This window comes from Nonomuraea sp. NPDC003754, assembly GCF_053605785.1.
Genome location: NZ_JBSGJX010000011.1, coordinates 24,190 through 44,553, shown reverse-complemented (window position 1 = coordinate 44,553; position 20,364 = coordinate 24,190). Strand labels below are relative to the sequence as shown.

General features: G+C 71.5%; 18 protein-coding genes. 10 read left to right on the top strand and 8 right to left on the bottom strand.

Annotated features, from left to right (window positions below):
- Positions 1–94 precede the first annotated feature (94 nt).
- From ACWEVS_RS16035 to ACWEVS_RS16010, 6 genes are all read left to right on the top strand, one after another.
- On the top strand, positions 95–1,633 hold the full coding sequence (locus ACWEVS_RS16035; RefSeq protein WP_452552064.1) for an MFS transporter: 1,539 nt from the start codon (positions 95–97) through the stop codon (positions 1,631–1,633).
- A 7-nt stretch (positions 1,634–1,640) separates the two neighbouring features.
- Positions 1,641–2,246, top strand: a complete 606-nt coding sequence (locus ACWEVS_RS16030; RefSeq protein ID WP_449916254.1) for a TetR/AcrR family transcriptional regulator — start codon at positions 1,641–1,643, stop codon at positions 2,244–2,246.
- A 164-nt stretch (positions 2,247–2,410) separates the two neighbouring features.
- Positions 2,411–4,393 carry a right-handed parallel beta-helix repeat-containing protein gene (locus ACWEVS_RS16025; RefSeq protein WP_452552062.1) on the top strand — a complete coding sequence of 661 codons (1,983 nt, stop codon included), beginning with the start codon at positions 2,411–2,413 and terminating at the stop codon, positions 4,391–4,393.
- Positions 4,390–4,770, top strand: coding sequence for a hypothetical protein (locus tag ACWEVS_RS16020; protein ID WP_452552060.1), 381 nt, complete (start codon positions 4,390–4,392; stop codon positions 4,768–4,770). The genes ACWEVS_RS16025 and ACWEVS_RS16020 overlap by 4 nt, the downstream gene beginning before the upstream one ends.
- On the top strand, positions 4,767–5,987 hold the full coding sequence (locus tag ACWEVS_RS16015) for a hypothetical protein (protein ID WP_449916250.1): 1,221 nt from the start codon (positions 4,767–4,769) through the stop codon (positions 5,985–5,987). The genes ACWEVS_RS16020 and ACWEVS_RS16015 overlap by 4 nt, the downstream gene beginning before the upstream one ends.
- A complete protein-coding gene (locus ACWEVS_RS16010; protein WP_354912924.1) occupies positions 5,984–6,514 on the top strand; it encodes a TetR/AcrR family transcriptional regulator in 531 nt (176 codons plus the stop codon). The genes ACWEVS_RS16015 and ACWEVS_RS16010 overlap by 4 nt, the downstream gene beginning before the upstream one ends.
- Here ACWEVS_RS16010 and ACWEVS_RS16005 read toward each other — a convergent pair.
- The 3 genes from ACWEVS_RS16005 to ACWEVS_RS15995 all read right to left on the bottom strand — a co-directional run bounded on the left by ACWEVS_RS16005 (position 6,476) and on the right by ACWEVS_RS15995 (position 11,335).
- Positions 6,476–8,248 (bottom strand): NAD+ synthase, encoded by a 1,773-nt coding sequence (locus ACWEVS_RS16005; protein WP_452552058.1) that lies wholly within the window; start codon positions 8,246–8,248, stop codon positions 6,476–6,478. The genes ACWEVS_RS16010 and ACWEVS_RS16005 overlap by 39 nt on opposite strands.
- Positions 8,249–8,303: 55 nt before the next feature.
- Positions 8,304–9,947 (bottom strand): BTAD domain-containing putative transcriptional regulator, encoded by a 1,644-nt coding sequence (locus ACWEVS_RS16000; protein ID WP_449916243.1) that lies wholly within the window; start codon positions 9,945–9,947, stop codon positions 8,304–8,306.
- Between the two features lie 176 nt (positions 9,948–10,123).
- Positions 10,124–11,335, bottom strand: coding sequence for an MDR family MFS transporter (locus ACWEVS_RS15995; protein WP_452552056.1), 1,212 nt, complete (start codon positions 11,333–11,335; stop codon positions 10,124–10,126).
- Between the two features lie 58 nt (positions 11,336–11,393).
- Between ACWEVS_RS15995 and ACWEVS_RS15990 the strand changes: the two genes are divergently transcribed.
- Positions 11,394–12,359 carry a DUF5937 family protein gene (locus ACWEVS_RS15990; protein ID WP_452552054.1) on the top strand — a complete coding sequence of 322 codons (966 nt, stop codon included), beginning with the start codon at positions 11,394–11,396 and terminating at the stop codon, positions 12,357–12,359.
- Here the strand turns inward: ACWEVS_RS15990 and ACWEVS_RS15985 are convergent.
- From ACWEVS_RS15985 to ACWEVS_RS15975, 3 genes are all read right to left on the bottom strand, one after another.
- Complete coding sequence (locus ACWEVS_RS15985; protein ID WP_449916237.1) at positions 12,343–13,074, bottom strand: expansin EXLX1 family cellulose-binding protein; 732 nt, start codon at positions 13,072–13,074, stop codon at positions 12,343–12,345. The two genes, ACWEVS_RS15990 and ACWEVS_RS15985, sit on opposite strands and share 17 nt — an antisense overlap.
- Positions 13,075–13,159: 85 nt before the next feature.
- Positions 13,160–14,044, bottom strand: a complete 885-nt coding sequence (locus ACWEVS_RS15980) for a terpene synthase family protein (RefSeq protein ID WP_449916234.1) — start codon at positions 14,042–14,044, stop codon at positions 13,160–13,162.
- Between the two features lie 8 nt (positions 14,045–14,052).
- Positions 14,053–14,598: an EF-hand domain-containing protein gene (locus ACWEVS_RS15975; protein WP_449916232.1), complete on the bottom strand. Its 546-nt coding sequence runs from the start codon at positions 14,596–14,598 to the stop codon at positions 14,053–14,055.
- A 173-nt stretch (positions 14,599–14,771) separates the two neighbouring features.
- Between ACWEVS_RS15975 and glnA the strand changes: the two genes are divergently transcribed.
- Both glnA and ACWEVS_RS15965 read left to right on the top strand, forming a co-directional pair.
- A complete protein-coding gene (glnA, locus tag ACWEVS_RS15970) occupies positions 14,772–16,136 on the top strand; it encodes a type I glutamate--ammonia ligase (protein WP_449916231.1) in 1,365 nt (454 codons plus the stop codon).
- Positions 16,137–16,347: 211 nt separating this feature from the next.
- Positions 16,348–17,034, top strand: coding sequence for a hypothetical protein (locus tag ACWEVS_RS15965; RefSeq protein ID WP_452412879.1), 687 nt, complete (start codon positions 16,348–16,350; stop codon positions 17,032–17,034).
- A gap of 83 nt (positions 17,035–17,117) precedes the next feature.
- On the opposite strand, the gene ACWEVS_RS15960 is transcribed toward ACWEVS_RS15965, so the two are convergent.
- Together ACWEVS_RS15960 and ACWEVS_RS15955 are read right to left on the bottom strand one after the other, a co-directional pair.
- Positions 17,118–18,041 carry a CPBP family glutamic-type intramembrane protease gene (locus ACWEVS_RS15960; RefSeq protein ID WP_452412880.1) on the bottom strand — a complete coding sequence of 308 codons (924 nt, stop codon included), beginning with the start codon at positions 18,039–18,041 and terminating at the stop codon, positions 17,118–17,120.
- 95 nt (positions 18,042–18,136) lie between these two features.
- Positions 18,137–19,384 carry a serine hydrolase domain-containing protein gene (locus tag ACWEVS_RS15955; RefSeq protein WP_354912904.1) on the bottom strand — a complete coding sequence of 416 codons (1,248 nt, stop codon included), beginning with the start codon at positions 19,382–19,384 and terminating at the stop codon, positions 18,137–18,139.
- A gap of 215 nt (positions 19,385–19,599) precedes the next feature.
- Between ACWEVS_RS15955 and ACWEVS_RS15950 the strand changes: the two genes are divergently transcribed.
- Positions 19,600–20,331 (top strand): hypothetical protein, encoded by a 732-nt coding sequence (locus tag ACWEVS_RS15950; protein ID WP_449916225.1) that lies wholly within the window; start codon positions 19,600–19,602, stop codon positions 20,329–20,331.
- Positions 20,332–20,364: the final 33 nt, after the last annotated feature.

The window sequence follows — 20,364 nt, the reverse complement described above, 5'->3', positions numbered from 1 at the left end:
TCGGCCTGGTTATGAAACGCAACCGTTGCGTATCGGAATTCGTTGCGCTACGGTTGCGTTGCGAAACTAAGCCGTATCGAAATGTGGAGTCCCCATGAAACCAGAGACCGGCCACCCCCGCCGGTGGGCGATCCTCGGCGTCCTCGTCTTCAGCCTCCTGGCTGTCGTGCTGGACAACACCATCCTGAACGTCGCGATGAAGACCATCGCCGACCCCGTCGAAGGGCTGGGGGCGACGCAGGCCGAGCTGGAGTGGGCGATCAACTCCTACACTCTCGTCTTCGCGGGCCTGCTGTTCACCTTCGGCGTGATCGGTGACCGTACCGGCCGCAAGCGGATGTTGTTCATCGGCATGTTGTTGTTCGGCCTGGCCTCGCTGGCCAGCGCGTACTCCCAGGATCCGATGCAGCTGATCCTCGCGCGCGCCGCGATGGGCATCGGCGGCGCGGCGATCATGCCGGCGACATTGGCCATCATCTCCAACGTCTTCCCGCCGCACGAGCGCGGCAAGGCCATCGGCTACTGGGCCGGCGGCGTCGGCCTGGCCGTCGCGGTCGGCCCGATCACCGGTGGCTTCCTCATCCAGCACTTCTGGTGGGGCTCGGTGTTCCTGATCAACGTCCCCATCGTGCTGATCAGCATGATCCTCATCGGCACCATCGTCCCCGAGTCGCGTGACCCCAGGCCGTCGAAGCTCGACCCCGTCGGTGTGATCCTGTCGATCGTCGGCCTGGTCGCCGTCGTCTACGGCATCATCCGCATGGGCGAGCTCGCCACGGTCGCCAGCGCGGAGGTGCTCGTCCCGACCGTCTTCGGCGTGCTCGTCCTGGCCGGCTTCGTCTGGTGGGAGCGGCGCATCGACCACCCCGCCTTCGACGTGCGCAACTTCGGCAACGTCCGCTTCAGCTCGGCCATCGGCATGATGGGCATCGTCTTCTTCGCGATGATGGGCGGGATGTTCTTCCTGACGTTCTACATCCAGATCGTCAGGGGGTTCAGCCCGATGCAGGCGGGCGCGCTGATGATCCCGTTCGCCGCCGCGCAGCTGATCTTCGCGCCGCTGAGCCAGCGGGTGAACGAGCGCTTCGGCGCCAAGTCCTCCGCGGTGGCCAGCATGATCGTGGTCACCCTCGCCCTGGTCAGCTACTCGCTCTTCGACAGGACCACCCCGATCTGGCTGATGGAGGTCGTCTTCTTCGTCCAGGGCGCCGCGATGGCCAACATCACGCCGCCCGCGACCACCGCGATCATGGAGTCGCTGCCGAGGGAGAAGGCGGGCGTCGGCTCGGCCATGAGCAACACCGTCCGCCAGGTGGCCGGCGCGCTGGGCGTGGCCGTGCTCGGCTCGCTGCTGTCGTCGACCTACCGCGGCGAGATCGCCCCCGCGCTCACCGCCCTTCCCGAGGGTGTACGGCACGCGGCCGGCGAGTCCATCATGGCCACGGTCGGCCTGGCCGGCGGCAACCCCGCCGTCCTGAACACCGCCTTCGACGCCTTCATCGACGGCATGCACACCACGGCCCTGGTCTCCGCGGCCATCGCCCTGGTCGGCGTGGTGGTCGTGGCGGTCTGGATGCCGGGCAAGGCGCGCCTGGTCGCCAAGGTGGAAGAGAAGGAACCAGCGGTAGTCTGAGGCTGCGATGACGACGACAGAGACCGGTACGGCCCGCCCCGCGGGCCGTCCGCGCAGCGAGAAGGCCGAGAAGGCGATCATCGAGGCCACCCTCGACCTGATGGGCGAGGGGATGGGTGTCTCCGAGCTGTCCATCGAGGCGATCGCGTCACGGGCCGGGGTCGGCAAGACGACCATCTACCGGCGCTGGTCCAACAAGGAGGACCTGGTCGCCGACGCGCTCGCCTCGCTGAAGGCCCCGGTGCCGCCGCTCGCGGGCGTCTCGGTGCGCGACGACCTGGTCGCCCTGCTCGACACCACGATGCGCGAGGCGGGTCAGGCCCGCACGCGCTGCGTCATGAACATCGCGATGAGCGAGTCCGACCGCTATCCGGAGCTGTTCGCCAGGTTCATGCGCCAGGCGGTCGAGCCGCGCACGGCGGCCATGACGGCGGTGATCGAGCGCGGCATGCGCACCGGTGAGCTGCGCGCCGATCTCGACACGCGGCTGGCGCTGGGCACGCTGTCGGGCACGATGATGTGGCACATCAAGCGGGCCAAGGACGACGGCGACCTGCCTGACGACCTGCCTGCCCGCATCGTCGACAGCGCGCTGCGCGGTCTGGCGCCCTGAGAGGCCGCGCAGGGCGGCCATGCCGTCCCGCGGTCCCTCGGGGCGGAGCCCTGCCACCATCTGGTCACCTTGGGTGACCGAGTCGTTCCTCCGGCCCTGTTGACCGGGCGGGCGAACTCCGGGGGCCCTAGGCAGAACGTGAGCAATGTTCTAATCTCGCCGCCATGCCCCTCATCGCCCGAAGGACGCTGACGCTCTTAGGCGTGGTCCTCGCCCTGCTCCTGCCCGCCGGCGCCGCCCTGGCTCACGAGGAGCGGGAGGTGAAGCTGCCGGACGGCTCGGGGAGCGTCCCCACCTACCGGCAGAGGGAGCCCGACCTGCTGGTCTGCAAGACGGATCGATCAGACTTCGAGCGCCGGATCGCGAGTTTCCCTGCCGAGCTCAAGCAGCGCAACCTCGACCTGTTCGCCCGCTGCCAGAAGGAGGGCGTCCGGCATCTCCAGGAGGCCGTCGACAAGGTCGACCGCCCCGGGATGAACATCGCCATCCTCCCCGGCCGCTACCTGGAGGAGCCGAGCCTGCCGCAGCCGGGGGGCGCCTGCGCCAAGCTCGACGCCCGCTGGTCGAGCTGGGGCTACCAGATCCTCTCCTACGAGCAGCAGGCCCAGTGCCCGCACAACCAGAACCTGGTCGCCATCCTCGGCAAGAAGGACCTGCAGATCGAGGGCACCGGCGCGGGCCCGCTCGACGTGATCGTCGACGCGCAGTACCGCAAGCTCAACGCCATCCGCGCCGACATGACCAACGGCATCTACTTCAGGAACTTCACCGCCCAGCGCACCACCTTCAACTCCCTCTACATCCTGGCGACCGACGGCTTCGTCATCGACCAGATGCTGACCAGGTGGAACGACGAGTACGGCTTCCTGACCTTCGCCAGCGACCACGGCCTCTACACCGACTGCGAGTCCTACGGCAACGGTGACTCGGGCCTGTACCCGGGCAGCGCCTCCAACATCAACGACGGCCGCGGCCACGAGGTGCCGCGCTACTCCATCGAGATCAGGCGCTGCAAGAGCCACCACAACATGGTCGGCTACTCCGGTACGGCAGGCGACTCCGTCTACGTCCACGACAGCGAGTTCTGGGGCAACCTGGCCGGCGCCACCATGGACAGCGCCTTCCCCGGCCATCCGGGCCTGCCGCAGAACCACGCCAGGTTCGAGAACAACAAGATCTACGACAACAACGCCTCCTACTACGAGTACGTCAGGGACGGCACCTGCGCCAAGCCCCCCGCCGAACGCGGCTACGAGAAGGGCGTGGTCTGCCCCCAGATCGGCCTGCCGCCCGGCAGCGGCATCATCACCGGCGGCGGCAACTGGAACGTCTTCAGGAACAACTGGATCTGGGGCCACGACAACGCCGCCTTCAACCTGCTGGCCGTGCCCGCCTTCATCAGGGGCGAGGAGTCGTGGGACAAGCAGTTCGACACCTCGCACCACAACCTCTACGCCGGCAACCACCTGGGCGTCTCGCCGGCCGGCGAGAAGCGGCCCAACGGCGCCGACGTCTACTGGGACGGCCAGGGCACCGGCAACTGCTGGGAGGGGGTGCGCGTCACCAGCCCCGGCGCGCTTCCCGCGTGCGGCGCGAGCGGGCCGTCGAGGGTGGTGGCCGAGCCGGTCAAGCTCGTGCAGATGTACCTGTGCAACGACTACAGCGTCGGCGACCGCCGCCTGCCCGGCGGGTGCTGGTGGTTCGGCTCCAGCGGCCTGGCCAGGGTGGAGGTGCAGCTGGCGCTGGGCGGCTCGCTGGTGCTCGGGCTGATGGCCGTCCTGCTGTGGCGGCGCCGCCTGCGCTCGCGGTGGGCGCTGCCGCTGACGCTCGCCGGGCTGGCGGGGCTGGCGCTCGACGTGGTCGGGGCGCTGGAGCCCTACACGGTCCTGCCCGCCGCCGCGCTGGCGCTGACGGGGGTCTGGCTGCTCGGAACGGGGCTGGTCATGCGGGGGGCCTTCGGCTGGTTCGGCGTCGTGCTGGGCGTGTTGCACCTGGTCGACGCCTTCGACAAGGCGGTGTGGATGCTGCCCGTGCTGCCGATCGGGCCGGGCTGGATCCGCGGGCTGCTGACCGGGGTGTGGGTGCTGTGCGCGGTGGTGGCGGTCGCGCCCCGCCGTACCGGCAGGGTCGCGGAGGAGACCGCGTGAGGCGGGGAGCGGCGCTGGTCGCGCTCGCGCTGGTGGCGGGGTGCGGATCGCTGCCCGAGACGCATCACCGGCCGGGCACCGGGCACGAGGTGGCGACGGCGGCGCCCGCGCCCGGCGACCCGCGCGCCGAGATCACGATCGCCGGGGGCAAGGTGACACCGCCGTCCGGCTGGCTGGAGGTCAGGCGCGGCCAGACCGTGACCCTCACCGTGACCAGCGACGTCCCCGACGAGCTGCACGTGCACGGCTTCGACATCGGCAAGGAACTGCAACCGGGCAAGCCCGCCGTCGTCAGCTTCACGGCGGACATGACGGGCGTGTTCGAGGTGGAGACGCACGAGAGCAAGCTGGTGCTCATCCAGCTCGCGGTCACGTGACCGGGATCCTGGCGCACGGGATCGGCAGCCGCAGCGACCTGCCGATCCCCCTGTTCTACGCCTACGCGGGGGCGTTCGCGGCGCTGGTCGTGTCGTTCCTGGCGCTCGGCCTGCTCTGGGCCGACTCCCGCTTCAGCGGCGACAGGGCCGGCAGGGTCCTGCCGTGGCGCCCTCCCGCCCGGGCACTGCGCGTCGCGGCCGCGCTCGTGGCGCTCTACACGGTGGGCTGGCTGGTCCTGGGCCCGGCCAGGGACAACGCCGCGCCGTACCTGGTCTATGTGGTCTTCTGGGTGGGGCTGGTGCCGGCGTCGCTGCTGTTCGGGCCGGTGTGGCGGCTGGCCAACCCGTTCCGGCTGCTGCCGGACCGGCCGCGCCGCCCGCTGCCGCGGCGGCTCGGCTACTGGCCCGCCGCGGCGGGCCTGACCGCCTTCACCTGGATGGAGCTGGTCTCGCCCGAGCCGGCCGCGCCGCCGACACTGCTGGCCTTCCTCCTCCTGTACGGCACCGCCACGGCCGCCGGCACCCTCGTGTACGGCCACGCGTGGCTCGACAGGGGCGACCCGTTCGAGGTCTTCTCCACGCTCGTCGGCCACCTGTCGCCGCTGGGCCGCAGGGCCGACGGGACGCTGGTGCTGCGCAGCCCCTTCAACGGCCTCGACGCGATCGTCCCGGCGCCCGGCCTGGTCGCGACCGTGTGCGTCCTGCTCGGCAGCACCGGCTACGACGGCTTCGCGGGCGCGCCGTTCTGGGTGACCGCGCTGCAGACCAGCCCGCTCGGCCGGGTCGGCCTCGGCACGGTCGGCCTGGCCGTGGCCATCGGGGGAGTGGCGCTGCTGTACGCCGCGTGCCTGTGGGCGGCGGGCCTGATCGGCCGCACGCGCGGGCTGACCCCGCGCTTCGCGCACTCGCTGGTGCCGATCGCGATCGGCTACCTGGTCGCGCACTACTTCTCGCTGTTCGTCATCGAGGGGCAGCGCGCGGTCATCCTGGCCCTCGGGCTGCCGGGCGAGGTCGACGCCGACGTCGTCGGCCCCGGCACCATCGCGACCGTCCAGGTGCTGGCCATCGTGATCGGCCACGTGCTCGGCGTGGTCGCCGCCCACGACAGGTCGGTGCGGCTGCTCGAACCGGCCAGGGCGGTGGCCGGCCAGATCCCGCTGTTCGTGCTCATGGTCTGCTACACCATCGGCGGGCTGACCCTACTCTTTGCCGCATGAGACGCATTCCCGTTCAGCGGCGCAGCGCCGAGAAGGTCGACCGGATGCTGGACGCGGCGGCGGCGCTGCTGGACGAGGGCGGCTACGACGCGCTGAGCACCAGGACGGTGGCCGCCCGCACGGGGATGCCGATCGGCTCGATCTACCGTTTCTTCAGCGACAAGCGGTCGCTGGCCGCCGCGCTGACCAGGCGCAACCTGGAGCAGTTCGTCGCCCGCATCGAGCCGAAACTCGCCGGGGCCCGCGGCTGGGAGCCCGTCATCGACGCCGTCGTCGACGAGTACCTGCTCATGAAGGCCACGGTCCCCGGCTTCGCCGTCCTCGACTTCGGCGACAACTCCGAGGTCGCGCACGCCCTCGCCGACCTGCTCGGGATCGACGCGGTCAACCCGATGCTGGTGGCGGTCGAGGCGGCCGACACGCTGCTGCGGGCCCACCACGACGAGCCCGAACTGATCGAGGAGACCAAGCAGCTGCTGCGCGCCTACCTAGGCCGTCGTCTCCCGCCACCTGTTGGTGATCGGTAGCCTGCGGTCCCTGCCGAAGTTCTTCGGCGTGATCTTCGGGCCCGGCGGGTACTGCCGGCGCTTGTACTCGGCGAGGTCGACCAGCCTGATGACCCTGGTCACCAGGTCGGGGTCGTGGCCGGCCGCGATCAGCTCGGCCGAGCCCATGTCCTTCTCGACGTAGTCGTCGAGCAGCCGGTCGAGCACCTCGTACGGCGGCAGCGAGTCGGTGTCGCGCTGGTCGGGCCGCAGCTCGGCGCTGGGCTCCTTGGTGATGGAGTTCTCCGGGATCGGCCGCTCGGCGCGCAGCAGGAACGAGGGATCGGTGTGCTCGTTGCGCCACCTGGACAGCGCCCACACCATCGTCTTCGGCACGTCCTTGATCGGCGCGAAGCCGCCCGCCGAGTCGCCGTACAGCGTGGAGTAGCCCGTCGCGAGCTCGCTCTTGTTGCCGGTGGTCAGCACCAGGTGGCCGTGCTCGTTCGACAGCCCCATGAGGATCATGCCGCGCACCCTGGCCTGCAGGTTCTCCGCGGCCAGCCCCGACAGCTCGATCTCCTTCTCGAAGGCGGTGACGATGTCGGCGATCGGCACCACCTGGGCGTTGATGCCCTGCCTGCGCACCAGCTCCTCGGCGTCGCCGACGGAGTGTTCGGAGGAGTAGCGCGACGGCATCAGCACCACGTGCACGCGATCGGGGCCGATCGCGTCGGAGGCGATGGTGGCCGTCAGCGCCGAGTCGATGCCGCCGGACAGACCGAGGATCACCGAGCGGAAGCCGTTCTTGGCCACGTAGTCGCGCACCGCGAGGACCAGCGCCTGGTAGACCTCGCCGGTGTCGTCGAGCCGGGGCGCCACACGGGGCTCGACCGGCGCGTACGGCGCGACGGGCGCGTCCGACAGCACCAGGCGTTCCACCGTGATCGTCGTGCCGTCGCCCGCGTCGATGGGGAAGACGCCGGGCTCGGCGGCGGAGACCGGCAGGTCGAGGTCCACCACCAGCAGCTCCTCGCGGAACTGCCCGGCCCGCGCCACCAGCTCGCCCGTGCTGTCGACGACGATCGAGTCGCCGTCGAAGACCAGCTCGTCCTGGCCGCCTACCTGGTTGGCGTAGGCCAGCGCGCACCCGGCCTCCCTGGCCCGGCGCGCGACCAGCTCCAGGCGGACGTCGTCCTTCTCCCGCTCGTACGGCGAGGCGTTCGGCACCACGAGCAGGCCAGCGCCCGCCTGGCCGACGACCGCGACGGGGCCGCCGTCCTGCCACAGGTCCTCGCACACCGCGATGGCCACGTCGACGCCGTGCACGCGGAAGATCGGCAGCCGGTCGCCGCGCACGAAGTAGCGGTACTCGTCGAACACGCCGTAGTTGGGCAGGTGGTGCTTGGCCGTACGGGTGACGACCCTGCCCTGGTGCAGCACCGCGGCGGCGTCGAGCGGCGCGCCCTTGGGCTGGCCCACCCGGGGCGCGAGCCCGGCCCGGTCGACGTAGCCGACCACGACGGGCAGGTCGCCGAGCCCTTCGCCGGCCAGCCGGGCGGCCACGTCCTCCAGCGTCCTGATGCTGGCCTCGACGAAGGAGGTGCGCAGGACGAGGTCCTCGACCGGGTAGCCGGTCAGGAACATCTCGGTGAACAGGACGAGGTGGGCGCCGCGGCCGGCGGCCTCGCGCGTCCATCGGACCAGCGCGTCGGCGTTGCGGGTCAGGTCGCCGACGACCGGGTTCGTCTGTGCCAGGGCGATGCGCAAGTGAGCCACGGCCCCAGCCTAGTACCCCGGATTTTTTATCGTCAAAGCGACGATAAGGAGGTCGTCACCTCCCCGGGGTGACCAGGCCCGACTCGTACGCGGCGACCACGAGCTGGGCCCGGTCGAACAGCCCCAGATGGTCGAGCAGGCCCGCGACCGCGCCGGCCACCTGGCGGTCGGGGACGGCGAGCGTCTGCGCGATCTGCCGGTTGGTCAGCCCGCGGGCGATCAGCTTCAGCACGTCGAGCTGCGTGTCCGGCAGCCCCGCCAGCGCGGGGGGCGCGTCGGGGTCGGTCCGGCCGGCGAAGGCGGAGATGATCCTCGTGGTCACCGAGGGGTCGATCAGCGCGTCTCCGGCCGCGGCGGCACGCATGGCGGCGACCAACTGCTCGGGGGCCGAGGTCTTCAGCACGAAGCCGCTGACGCCCGCGCGCAGGGCGGCGTAGAGGTTCTCGTCGGTGCCGAACGTGGTCATCATGATGACCTTGGGCGGGTTGGGGTCGGCCAGGATCCGGCGTGCCGCGGTCAGCCCGTCGAGCCGCGGCATCTGGATGTCCAGCAGGACCAGGTCGGGCCGGGTCGCCTCGACGACGGCGATGGCCTGCTCGCCGTCGGCGGCCTCGCCGGCCAGTTCCAGGCCGGGCTCGGTGTCGATCACGACGCGCAGCCCCGTCCTGACGAGCGCCTGGTCGTCGGCGACGACGACGCGCAGCTCCTTCGCCGGGCCCGCCCCGCCGTCCAGGTGCGCCTGGCCCGCGAGGTCGCCGGAGTGTCCGGCGGCGGGCGCCGGCCCCGCGCCACCGTGGGCGGCGCCGGGGCTGCCAGGGAGGGTACCGGGGACCGCGGGCGACGGGCCCGGGACGCCGGGGGCAGGGGAGACGTGGCCGGGGGCATGGCTGGGGGTATGGCCGGGGACGTGGTGGAGGGCGGGGAAGGAGGCCGGCGGGGGCGCCAGGTCGGCCTCGAGGTGCGGTGACTGGGCGAGCATGTCGGCCTCCAGCCGCTGCAGCACGGCCGACGGGTCGAGGCCCAGCTCGTCGCGCCAGATCGCCCGTGCCCGCCGGAGCGTGGCCAGCGCGTCACCCTGCCGCCCGCTGCGGTACAGGGCCGTGGCCAGCAGCCGCCACGCCTCCTCCCTGAGCGGGCAGGCGCCGGCGTGCGCCTCCAGGTCGGGGACGAGCGAGGCCGCGTGGCCGAGGCGCAGTCCCGCGTCGGCCCGCCGTTCGAGGGCGACGAGCCGCAGTTCCTCCAGCCGCGCGCCCTCGGTCGCCGCCCATGCCAGCTCGGCGAACTCGGCGAGCGCGGGGCCCCGCCACAGTCCCAGCGCCTCCTCCATGGCCGTCCACACCACGGGCGCGGGACCTTCCACGCGCGCCAGCCGTTCGAAGTGCCAGCAGTCGACCTGCTCGACCGTGGCCCGCAGCGCGTACCCGGGCGGGGCCGTCACCAGCACCTCGGCCTCCGACCGGGGCGCGCGGTTCGGCTCCAGGGCGCGGCGCAGGCGTGAGACGTATCCCTGGACGGTGGACAGGGCCTGCGTGGGCGGCCGGCCCGGCCACAGCTCGTCGATGAGCGTGGTCACGGGCACCGCCCTGCCCCTCGCCACCAGCAGCCTGGCCAGCACCGCCATCTGCCGCTGGCCGCCGAGGTCGAGGGGGAGTCCGTCGAGGAGGACCTGGAACGGTCCCAGTGCGCTGAAGGTCACCATGGCAGGCGTAAGCGTAGAGCCACCGGTGACCGCGCGAAATGACGACATGTTCAACAATCTCCGTTCACCCGGGTCGCCCGGCCTGCGTGGCGGGGCCCGGGTGAGGAGAGACGTGCGAGGGGCCGGGCGGCAGGACGGGCACGTGTGGACGCTACCGGTCCCCTGCCAATGCCCGATCAACGCTCGTTCAACGCCGCCCTGCGCCGGATGGCGGGGGAGAGCGCGACCCCGGCCGCACCGGTGACCAGCCCGATGGCGCCGACCGTGAACCACAGCGCGGACGCGCTGATCTCCAGCAGCGGCGTCATCAGCGGCGCGACCATGCCCGCCGCCGCCCACGCGAAGCCGAACAGACCCGCGTACCTGCCGCGCAGGTGGGCCGGGGCGAGCGAGGCCACGATCGCCCCGGCGATGCCGGCCGTGACGATCTCGCCCAGCGTCCACACCACGATGGTGGCCACCAGCCCCGCGGTGGAGGTGACGAAGGAGGTCAGCGCGAAGCCGGCGCCCATGACGGCGACGCCCAGCGCGAAGGTCCTCGCGGCGTCCCTGCGGCCGAGCCAGCCCGACACCAGCGGCTGCAGGACCACGATGAGCACGCCGTTGGCCGCCATCGCCGCGCCGAACTCGCCGGTGTTCAGCCCGACCAGCTTCATGGCGACGGGCAGGGTGGTGAAGGTCTGGCTGTAGACGAGGGCGTCGCCCAGCACGACAGCGGTGAAGGCGAGCATCAGCCGGTCGCGCAGCACCTCCCGCATCCCGCCGCCAGGTCCGCCCTCCTCCGACTCGGGCCTGGTCTCGGGGACCGCCCGCCACACCAGCACCGCGAAGACCACGCTGCTGAGGGCGTCGAACCAGAACAGCCACAGGAAGCCCGACTGGGCCAGCCAGCCGCCGGCCGTCATGCCGACCGCGTAACCGAGGTTGATCGCCCAGAACAGCAGGCCGTACGCCCTGGGCCGCTCGGCGGGCGCGATCAGGTCGGCCACCAGGGCGCTGGAGGCGGGCCGGTAGGCGTCGATCACCAGGCCGAGCACGAACATGGAGGCCAGGATGGCCGGCAGCGTCGTGCTGTAGCCGAGCGCCAGCATCGCCGCCGCCGTGGCCAGCATGCCGCCGGACAGCGTCGCCCTGCGCCCGATCCGGTCGGTCAGCGAGCCCGCGACCAGCTGCGAGGCGAGCTGGCCCGCGCCGAACACCGCCATCACGATGCCGGTGGCGGCCAGCGACAGGCCGCGCGCCTGGCTCAGGTACACGCCGGTGAACGGCATCACCATGGTGCCCAGCCGGTTGACGAGGGTGCCGCTCCACAGTGCCCAGAACGGCCTCGGCAGCCCCCCGATCTGCGCCTTCAGGAACGACGGCTTTTCCACGCTTGCGGTAGTCACGCCGCAAGGCTGACGGTGATCCGTCCCCTTCGCGAACCATTTAGGGCAGACTAAAAACATGTCCATCGTCTGGACCCTCAGGCCCGAGGACGTCGCCCGGATCAGGTTCGCCTTCTCCCCGATGTGGGAGCTCGTGGCCAGCCTGCGCACCCTGCGCGACCCCGCGCGGCAGTCCGTCCACCTGCCGTGGATCAAGGCGGTGCGGCCCCGCCTGCCCGCGCTCGACCTGAGCGAGCTGCTCGCGCTGGTGGCGCCGAGCGGCTACCTGGCCGACTTCATCACCCCTCCGCCCGAGACGCCGCTGCCGGAGTTCGCCGCCGAGCTGGAGAGGGTACGGCGGACGCCGCCCGAGCGCGCGGCCGAGGAGGCGGGCATGGTCGTCGGCTCCGACCCGGAGGTCGTCCGGCGGTTCAGGTCCGACCCGGCGGCCGGGATCGCCCGCGTGGCCGACGCGCTGGAAGCCTACTGGGAGACCTGCTTCGCCGAGTACTGGCCGCGCGTGTACGCCCTGCTCGAACGGGACGTCATGCGCCGCTCCCGCGAGCTGGCCTCCGGCGGGGCGCGCCAGCTGTTCGCCGGTCTCGACCCCGCCGTCGTGTGGACGGGAGAGCAGCTGCTCGTCGACCGGCCGTGGTGCACCGGCGGGGGGTTGCACGGCGACGGGCTCGTGCTGCTGCCGTCGGCGTTCTACTGGCCGAGCGTGGCGGTGATGACCGCCCCCTACCAGTCGATGCTCATCTACCCGGTGCAGGGCGTGGGCACGCTGTGGGAGCAGGGGCCGCCGCCCGCGCCCGGCGCGCTGGCCGCCCTCATCGGCCGCAGCAGGGCGCAGATCCTCACCGCCCTGGCAGAACCGGCCACCACGTCCGCGCTGGCCAGGCGGATGTCGCTGACGCCCGGCGCGGTCAGCCAGCATCTCGGCGTGCTGTCGGCGGGCGGTCTCGCGGTCGGCACCCGGTTGGGCAAGGAGGTCGTCTACCGCCGCACCGCGACGGGCGACGCGCTGGCTAGCAGCGCCGCCTGACGCTCTCCGCGGCCAGCGGGGCGGGGGTGGCCGGGGCGCGTCCCGCCGGTGCGGGGCCGTACAGGCGGGCGGTGGTGCGCTGGATCTCGTCCGGGTCGAGGTCGACGCCCTCGACGGTCACCTGCTGGCCGTGCACGTCGGTCACCCGCAGGCTGAACGGCCCCGCGCCCGCGCCGCCCGCCGCCACCCAGTAGCTGTCGGAGCCACGCTCGAGCGCACGCCAGCGGCCGTGGTCGCGGATCTCGACCGAGCGCAGCGGATTGCCGTGATCGAGCAGCTGGAGCGCCAGCCAGCCCGCCGTGGAGCCTTTCCGCACCCTGACGGCGAGGCCCTGACCCAGCTCGGGGTTGCGGACCTGGTGGTAGTCCACCGTGGCCACGCCCGAGCGCGGATCGGCGATCACGGCGAAGGCCGCCATGCTGAGATCCAGCTCGCCCCGCCGGCAGGTCGGGCAGCTGTCGACGACCTGCACCCGGACCGTGCCGCGCGGCCCCTTCACGTCGAGATAGCCGCCGCACGCCCGGCTTCCCGCGTACTCCTCGGCCGACACCGACGCGTACAGCTCGGCGCCGGTGATCGCGCAGTTGCCCGCCGTGCCCTGGTAGTGCAGCGCCCTGCCGGACATCACCGGCTCGACGTCGGCCACGGCGCAGCCGTCGCGGCCCGGCAGGTTCACCGCCCACAACGCGACGGCGAGGGCGGCCAGCGCCGTCACGCTCGTCGCTCCTCGCCGCCGCCACGGCATCCGTCTCGCGTGTCTGCCCCCCACGATGAATACATAGGGGAAGCGGGCGATGACGTTACGTGTAACGCTCGCTCTCGGCGGCCCAGTCCATGTGGGCGCGCGGGGCGGTCAGGTAGGCGCAGGCCACCATGCTGACGTCCCTGGCCGTCCTGCGGGGCAGCTCGCCGAGCGGCAGCCGCTTGGCCGCCGTCCGCATGTCTGCGCACCGCTCCTCGATCCGGTCCAGCACCCAGTCGACGGCTTCGGCCTCGCCCACCTCCAGCTCCCGCGCGGCCACGACCACGAAGTTGTGCGCGTCGCCCCGCTCCTTGGCCAGCGAGGCCAGGTCGTTGCACCAGGCGGCCACGTCGGCGCAGGAGTCCACCAGCGCCTGCCACTGCTCGGCGGCGGCCAGCTCGGGCGGCACCTCGACGCCCAGGCACGGCTCCACCAGGTCGTACAGGAAGGGGCCCGCCGTGCCCCTGCGCAGCGCGGGATACTCCGCGATGGTCGGCACCGCGCCGCTCGCCCTGTTGTCCGCCTCGGCCCGGCACGCGTCGGCCTGCCGCTGCAGGTTCGTCGCGAAGCGCAGCCGCCAGTCGTCACTCATGGTCGCGCTCGTGGCCCGCCACAGGTCCGTGAAGGCCGCCTCCAGCGGGTGCGCCCCGTTCCCCGCGAACAACCTCGGGTACGGCTGGCCCTCCTCGTCCACCAGGTCGTCCAGGTGGAACAGCCATGTCAGCCACTGCGCGAACAGCGCCGCCGCCCTGGCGTCGAACTCGGCGAAGGCACGCGCGGCCAGGCGGTGACACGCCGACCTGCGGTCCACCTGGAGCCCCGTCCGCCGGGTCCAGTCGATGACGGCCGCCTCGATGGCGTGGACCGAGCGGTGCATCCTGCACGGCGCGGCCAGCGCGGGAACCCGCGAGGTGAGCGGCGTGAGCGCGCTCGCGGGCGTCATGGTCAGCACTACAGCGGCCCGAACAGCCAGTTGCCCACCGCGTGGGGGTCGTCGCCGGTGTAGTACTGCCTGACGGCCTCGACCAGCTCCGCCACGCCCAGCTCGCCGTCCCTGTCGCGGTCGAGCCGGTCGAAGGCCTCGTCGACGTCGTCGTAGGCGGTGCCGAACGCGCTGAGCAGCACGCGGAACTCGGCCACCCCGATCCGGCCGTCGTGGTCGCCGTCGCACAGCTCCGCGACCGCCGTCGCCGCGGGCCTGAAGACCGGCTCGAACATGTCGCCCTCGACGAACGCGCCGGTCATCCCGGCGTGGAACTCGGCGTTGGAGATCCACGCGTCGTTGTCCCTGCCGAGCTCGGCCGTCAGCGCCGACCAGATGGCGTCGAAGCTCCGCACGAGACGGTCGCCGACGACCGAGGTCGGAGACTCGCCGAACCCCACCAGCAGGCGCGCGCCGAGCCCCAGCAGGTCGTCGCGCTCGATCTGCCCCCTGCCGTCGACGTCGATATGCGTGAAAGCTCGATCGAGCTTGTGTTTGCGCAGCTCAGTGCTCATCCGTGTTTCCCCCGAGACGGTAGTGCGTGATCACCCTAGGAGGGGCGGGAGCCGTTTGTCAGCGAGGCACGCGCTGGCCGCGTGACACCCCGTGCGACCTTCGTAACGCGCGTGAAACACGAAACAGGCAGACTGTAGAGGACCAGACATGTCTTTTCAGTCAAGGGGACGCCTTGGACCGTCAGCAGGAGTTCGTTCTCCGCACACTCGAGGAGCGCGACATCCGGTTCATCCGGCTCTGGTTCACTGACGTGCTCGGCTTTCTCAAGTCCGTCGCCATCGCGCCCGCCGAGCTGGAAGGCGCCTTCGCCGAAGGCATCGGGTTCGACGGCTCGGCGATCGAGGGTTTCGCGCGCGTCTACGAGAGCGACATGCTCGCCAAGCCCGACCCCGGCACGTTCCAGATCCTGCCGTGGCGCAGCGAGGCGCCGGGCGCGGCGCGCATCTTCTGCGACATCCTCATGCCGGACGGCTCGCCGTCCCACGCCGACCCCCGGTGGGTGCTCAAGCGCGCCCTCGCCAAGTGCGCCGACATGGGCTTCACCTTCTACACCCACCCCGAGATCGAGTTCTTCCTGCTGAAGAACCGGCCGGAGACGGGCGGGCCGCGCCCCGAGCCGATCGACTCGGGCGGCTACTTCGACCACACCCCGCACAGCGCGGGCCACGACTTCCGCCGCCAGGCGATCATGATGCTGGAGTCGATGGGCATCTCGGTGGAGTTCAGCCACCACGAGGGCGCCCCCGGCCAGCAGGAGATCGACCTGCGCTACGCCGACGCGCTCACCACCGCCGACAACATCATGACCTTCCGGCTGGTCATGAAGGAGGTCGCGCTGGAGCAGGGCATCTGGGCCTCGTTCATGCCCAAGCCGTTCACCGAGCACCCCGGCTCCGGCATGCACACCCACATGTCGCTGTTCGAGGGCGACCGCAACGCCTTCTACGAGGCGGGCGCCGAGTACCAGCTGTCCAAGATCGGCAGGTCGTTCATCGCCGGGCTGCTCAAGCACGCCGCCGAGATCACCGCGGTCACCAACCAGTGGGTCAACTCCTACAAGCGCCTGTGGGGCGGCGCCGAGGCCATCGCGGGGCAGGGCGGCGAGGCGCCGTCCTACATCTGCTGGGGCCACAACAACCGCTCGGCGCTGGTGCGCGTGCCGATGTACAAGCCGCACAAGGGCGGCTCCACCCGCATCGAGTTCCGCTCGCTCGACTCGGCCTGCAACCCGTACCTCGCCTTCGCGCTCGTGCTGGCGGCCGGGCTGAAGGGCATCGAGGACGGCTACGAGCTGCCCGCCCCCGCCGAGGACAACGTCTGGGCGCTGACCAGCGCCGAGCGGCGGGCCCTCGGCATCCAGCCGCTGCCGCAGTCGCTCGACGAGGCCATCTCCGTGATGGAGCGCAGCGAGCTGGTCGCCGAGACCCTGGGCGAGCACGTCTTCGACTACTTCCTGCGCAACAAGCGCACCGAGTGGCGCGACTACCGCCGCCAGGTGACGGAGTTCGAGCTGGGCCGCTACCTGCCCGTGCTCTGAGCAGTCAAGATGCCCTGCTGCTGAGACCTCCGTCGTGATCGGGAGTCGCTCAGCGGCAGGGCATGTCGCCGCCCTGACGATCGCCGAGGCATGACCGGTCACCGTACGTGCTCGGGGGTGATCGACTTTCCCCTTCTCTTCGATCATCTCCCGGCCAGGCAGGCAGGAACAAGACTGTTTCTTTGGTCTGTACGGCTGTCAGGCTGTAACCGTGAACGCCACAGGTGGTGAGGTCTGGGATCCGTTCGGCACCTTGCGCAGCGCCCTATGGATCGGAGGTGGCCAATGGGCCGGCAAATCCACCGTCGCCAGGCTGCTGGCCACCCGCTACGGGCTGACCGCGTACCACTACGACTATCACGACGCGCGTGCGCACAATGACCGTCGGATCGCACGCCGAGCGCGACTCGGCGAGCCCACCGCGGACCCCGATCCGGACAGCGTCTGGGTGAACACCAGCCCTCAGGAGATGGCCGACGAGACCCTGGCCGGCTTCCCCACGCGGTTCGAGTGGGCTCTGGACGACCTGCGCGGCCTGGTATCGGGGCGACCCATCGTCGCCGAAGGCTGGGGACTGCGTCCCGAACTGGTCGCCCCCATCATCGACTCACCCCGTCGAATGATCGTGATGGTGCCGAGCGAGGAATTCCGTGAGCGTCAGCTCCGCGAGCTGCCCCGCGCCGCCGCCGTCCATCGCGCGGTCAGCGACCCTGATCGAGCACAGCGCAACCGGCTCGCCCGAGACCGCCTCGTCGCCGACGAGGCCGCCCGCTCCGCTCGTCGCCTGGGCATACGAGTCCTCGAGGTTGACGGGCTCGATGATGCGGAGGCCGTGGCGGACATCGTGGCCGACCACTTCAGCTCCTATCTGCCGCTGCCGAACGTCTACCGGCCTTGACCGCGCGGCTGGTCGTCGCACTCGCGCTGAGCTCCACGAACGCCACCGATGACCCATCTCGTTCAGGTCCCGAGTTCTTTCCTCTAGCGGCCGGCCACATCGAGGGCGGGCCGCGGCGCCGGGGTCTTCCTGGCCAGCAGGACGGCGACGGCGCCGGTCAGCACCCAGCCGGTCAGCCCGAACACGCCACCGAGCACGGCGTCGGCCGGGTGGCGGGCGTCGGAGACGATGAACGGCAGCGCCTGCGCGGAGGCGTTGAACGCGGCGTGCCCGATCACGGCGGGCCAGATGCTCGCCGTACGGAGGCGGAGCAGGCCCAGCAACGACCCGAGTGCCACGCAGCTGACCGTGAAGAGCGGCACGCCCGCCCAGCCGAGGCCGGGGTAGTGCAGGCCGGCCGCGGTCAGCGGCGCGTGCCACAGGCCCCAGATGACGCCCGACACGAGCAGCGCCCTGCCGCGGCCGAGCGGCATGAGCCGGGGCAGCAGCCAGCCGCGCCAGCCCCACTCCTCGCCGAACGCGCCGATCGCGTACAGCAGCGGGTAGACCACCACCGCGAGGAGCGCCCCGATGACCGCGAAGCTGTGCGTGGCCCCGGGGAAGACCTGGCGGTAGCCGGACAGCCCGGCCAGGTCGGTGGGGAACAGGCCCAGCAGCGCGCCGGCCGCGATCACGGCCGCGACGAGCACGGGCGTGCCGATCCAGGTGAGCGCGGTGACGCCGAGCGTGCGCCCCCGCCTGCCGCCGAGGGTCAGGCCGGTGTCGCGGGCCCAGGCTCGCGCCCTGTCCCTGCGCAGCAGCCAGACGGCCAGGACGCCGAGCGTGGGGGAGAGCTGCATGCCCGCCAGCGTCAGCTGCAGCGCGCCGCCCGCGCCCGACGCGGGGGCGGTCCACAGCGGGATCGCGGCCAGCCACGCGCCGCCGAACGCGATGGCGAGGAACACCAGGAGGTCGGCGGGGCGGGCGGGGATGACCTGGCGGGGCGGTTGACTGTCGAGGTTCGTCATGTCCTCGATCGTCGAAGGCGCCGGGGGCGCGGGCCAGTGAAGAATTCACGACCTGCGGCCCGGCCGCCGAGCGGGTGCGCCGGCGGCCGCCGGTGTCAGAGGTACTTCGGGTAGAGGTCGGTGGTGGGCCAGGAGGTGACCGTGTCGTGCGCCTGCCACATCAGCCTGTCGATCACGTCGAAGTCGGGCGAGCCCTCCTCCTCCCGCCGGTTGAACTGCACGCACCAGGTCACGCCCGCCGCGTTCCGTACCAGCAGGGTGAACGTGCCCGGCATCGACCCGGTGTGCCAGGTGTTGAGGCCGTTGCCCCACGTCCTGACGTACCAGCCGCAGCCGTACCACCAGCCGTCGCCGCTCACCCCGATCTCGGGCTTGGCGAAGGCGCGGGAGATGGAGGTGGCGTTCAGGACGGCGCCGGAGGCGTCGAAGGCGCTCGCCCACCGCACCATGTCGACGGCCGAGGCCACCCAGCCGCCGTTGGCGTCCTGGTTGGGCATGTTGAACCCGCCGTAGGGGTACGGCACGACCGCGCCTGAGGAGTCGACCACGCTCTTGTTGGTGTACTTGGAGCTGTAGCTCACCTCGCTGGGCGACATCTCGGCGCGCAGGCTCCTGCCGAGCGTCATCCGGTCGATGCCCAGCGGCGCCAGCAGCTTGGACCGCACGTACGACTCGTAGCTCTGCCCCGACACCTTCTCGATGATCCGGCCCAGCAGCATGTACCCGTAGTTGCTGTAGGACATCTTGCTGCCGGGGTCGAAGTCGAGCGGCTTGGCGGTGACGTACTTCACGATGTCGGCGTGGCTGATCGGCAGCGGCGCGTCGAGGGAGGCGGAGATGGTGGCGTCGAGCCACAGCGGGTCCTTGCTGACGGCCCTGTCCCAGCCACCGGTGTGCTGCATGAGCCGCCACAGGGTGACCTGCTCAAGGCGCGGGTCGGCGGCGGCCGACAGGCCGAGGAGCGTGGTCACCGGGGTCGTCAGGGTGAACTTGCCGTCCTGGGCCAGGCGCAGGATCGCCGCTGCGGTGAGGCTCTTGCTCAGACTCGCGACACGGAACAGCGAGGTCGGCTGCACGCGCGCGATGCGCGCCACCGAGTCGGTGGTGTTGGGGCGGTAGAAGCCGTAACCGCGGGCGGCCAGCAGCTTGCCCTTCCTGGCGACCGCCAGCTGGCCGCAGCCGATGCTCCGCTCGGACATGTACTTCTGCATGGTCTTGTCGAAGGCGGCCAGCTGCGCCGGGATGGTCCCGCTGACCAGGAGGTCCGCCTCGGCCCTGGTGGGCAACGCCAGCGTCACGGTGGCGGCGGCGCCCGCCCTGATGAGGTTCCGACGGCTCAGCACAGTCACTTCTGACCCCCATGTCACATCTGTGTCAAGGAGCAGAATCTTACGGACAAGTGAGTGCTTTTGCCGATTCCATGGGAAGCTAGGCCGTCATCGGCGCGTTACACGTGCTTAGCGACCCTGACATGAGCCCCTGGTTCTCTTGGTGTGTGGACCCTCGGGTAAAATCGGTCCGTTCTAAATGATATTTCCGGACATATTGGAGGGTGTGGATGACGACGGCTGCCCTGCAGACCGTGCTGACCGTCCCCGAGCGCTTCCGCGGCCCCGCGGGCATCGCCAACGGCGGCTGGATCTCCGGCACCGTGGCCGAGGCGCTCAACGGTCTCTCCTCGGCCGTGGAGGTCACGCTGCATGCCCCCACCCCGCTCGAGACCGAGGTCCGTCTGGAGCACGTGGCCAACTCCGCGTCCCTTCACCATGACGGCAAGCTGCTCGTCGAGGCCATCCCGGTCGCCGAGCACCTGACCGGTCCCGGTTTCGTGCCGTTCAACGAGGCCGCCCGCGCCGAGGCCGGCTTCGCCGGCTGGCAGGGCCACGCCTTCCCCGAGTGCTTCGCCTGCGGCCTGCGCGAGCCCGGTGACGGCCTGCGCGTCTTCCCCGGCCCGGTCGACGGTGCCGACGCCGGCGAGGGCCGCCTCGTCGCGGCCGGGTGGCGCGTGCCGTTCACGGTGACCGACGCCGACGGCGCGGTGCCGGTGTCCGTCGTGGGCGCCGTGCTCGACTGCGTGACCGGCTGGGCCCACTTCGAGCCCGGCGAGTCGGCCCTGCTCGGCCGCCTGACCCTGCAGGTCAACCGGCGCGTCTACCCCGGCGGCACCTACTCCGTCGTCGCCAGGGCCACGGGCCGCGAGGGCCGCAAGCTCTTCGGCGAGAGCGCCATCTACGAGGTGGACGGCACGCCGGTGGCCGCGGCCAAGGCGACCTGGATCGCTCCACGCTAGAACACGCCCCGTGGGTGGCCCGCTCGGGCCACC

Excerpts from the sequence above, each read along its gene's own strand:
- ACWEVS_RS16035 (WP_452552064.1), top strand. The coding sequence starts at position 95 with ATGAAACCAGAGACCGGCCACCCCCGCCGGTGGGCGATCCTCGGCGTC.
- ACWEVS_RS16030 (WP_449916254.1), top strand. The coding sequence starts at position 1,641 with ATGACGACGACAGAGACCGGTACGGCCCGCCCCGCGGGCCGTCCGCGC.
- ACWEVS_RS16025 (WP_452552062.1), top strand. The coding sequence starts at position 2,411 with ATGCCCCTCATCGCCCGAAGGACGCTGACGCTCTTAGGCGTGGTCCTC.
- ACWEVS_RS16010 (WP_354912924.1), top strand. The coding sequence starts at position 5,984 with ATGAGACGCATTCCCGTTCAGCGGCGCAGCGCCGAGAAGGTCGACCGG.
- ACWEVS_RS16000 (WP_449916243.1), bottom strand. The coding sequence starts at position 9,947 with ATGGTGACCTTCAGCGCACTGGGACCGTTCCAGGTCCTCCTCGACGGA.
- ACWEVS_RS15990 (WP_452552054.1), top strand. The coding sequence starts at position 11,394 with ATGTCCATCGTCTGGACCCTCAGGCCCGAGGACGTCGCCCGGATCAGG.
- ACWEVS_RS15980 (WP_449916234.1), bottom strand. The coding sequence starts at position 14,044 with ATGACGCCCGCGAGCGCGCTCACGCCGCTCACCTCGCGGGTTCCCGCG.
- ACWEVS_RS15975 (WP_449916232.1), bottom strand. The coding sequence starts at position 14,598 with ATGAGCACTGAGCTGCGCAAACACAAGCTCGATCGAGCTTTCACGCAT.
- ACWEVS_RS15960 (WP_452412880.1), bottom strand. The coding sequence starts at position 18,041 with ATGACGAACCTCGACAGTCAACCGCCCCGCCAGGTCATCCCCGCCCGC.
- ACWEVS_RS15950 (WP_449916225.1), top strand. The coding sequence starts at position 19,600 with ATGACGACGGCTGCCCTGCAGACCGTGCTGACCGTCCCCGAGCGCTTC.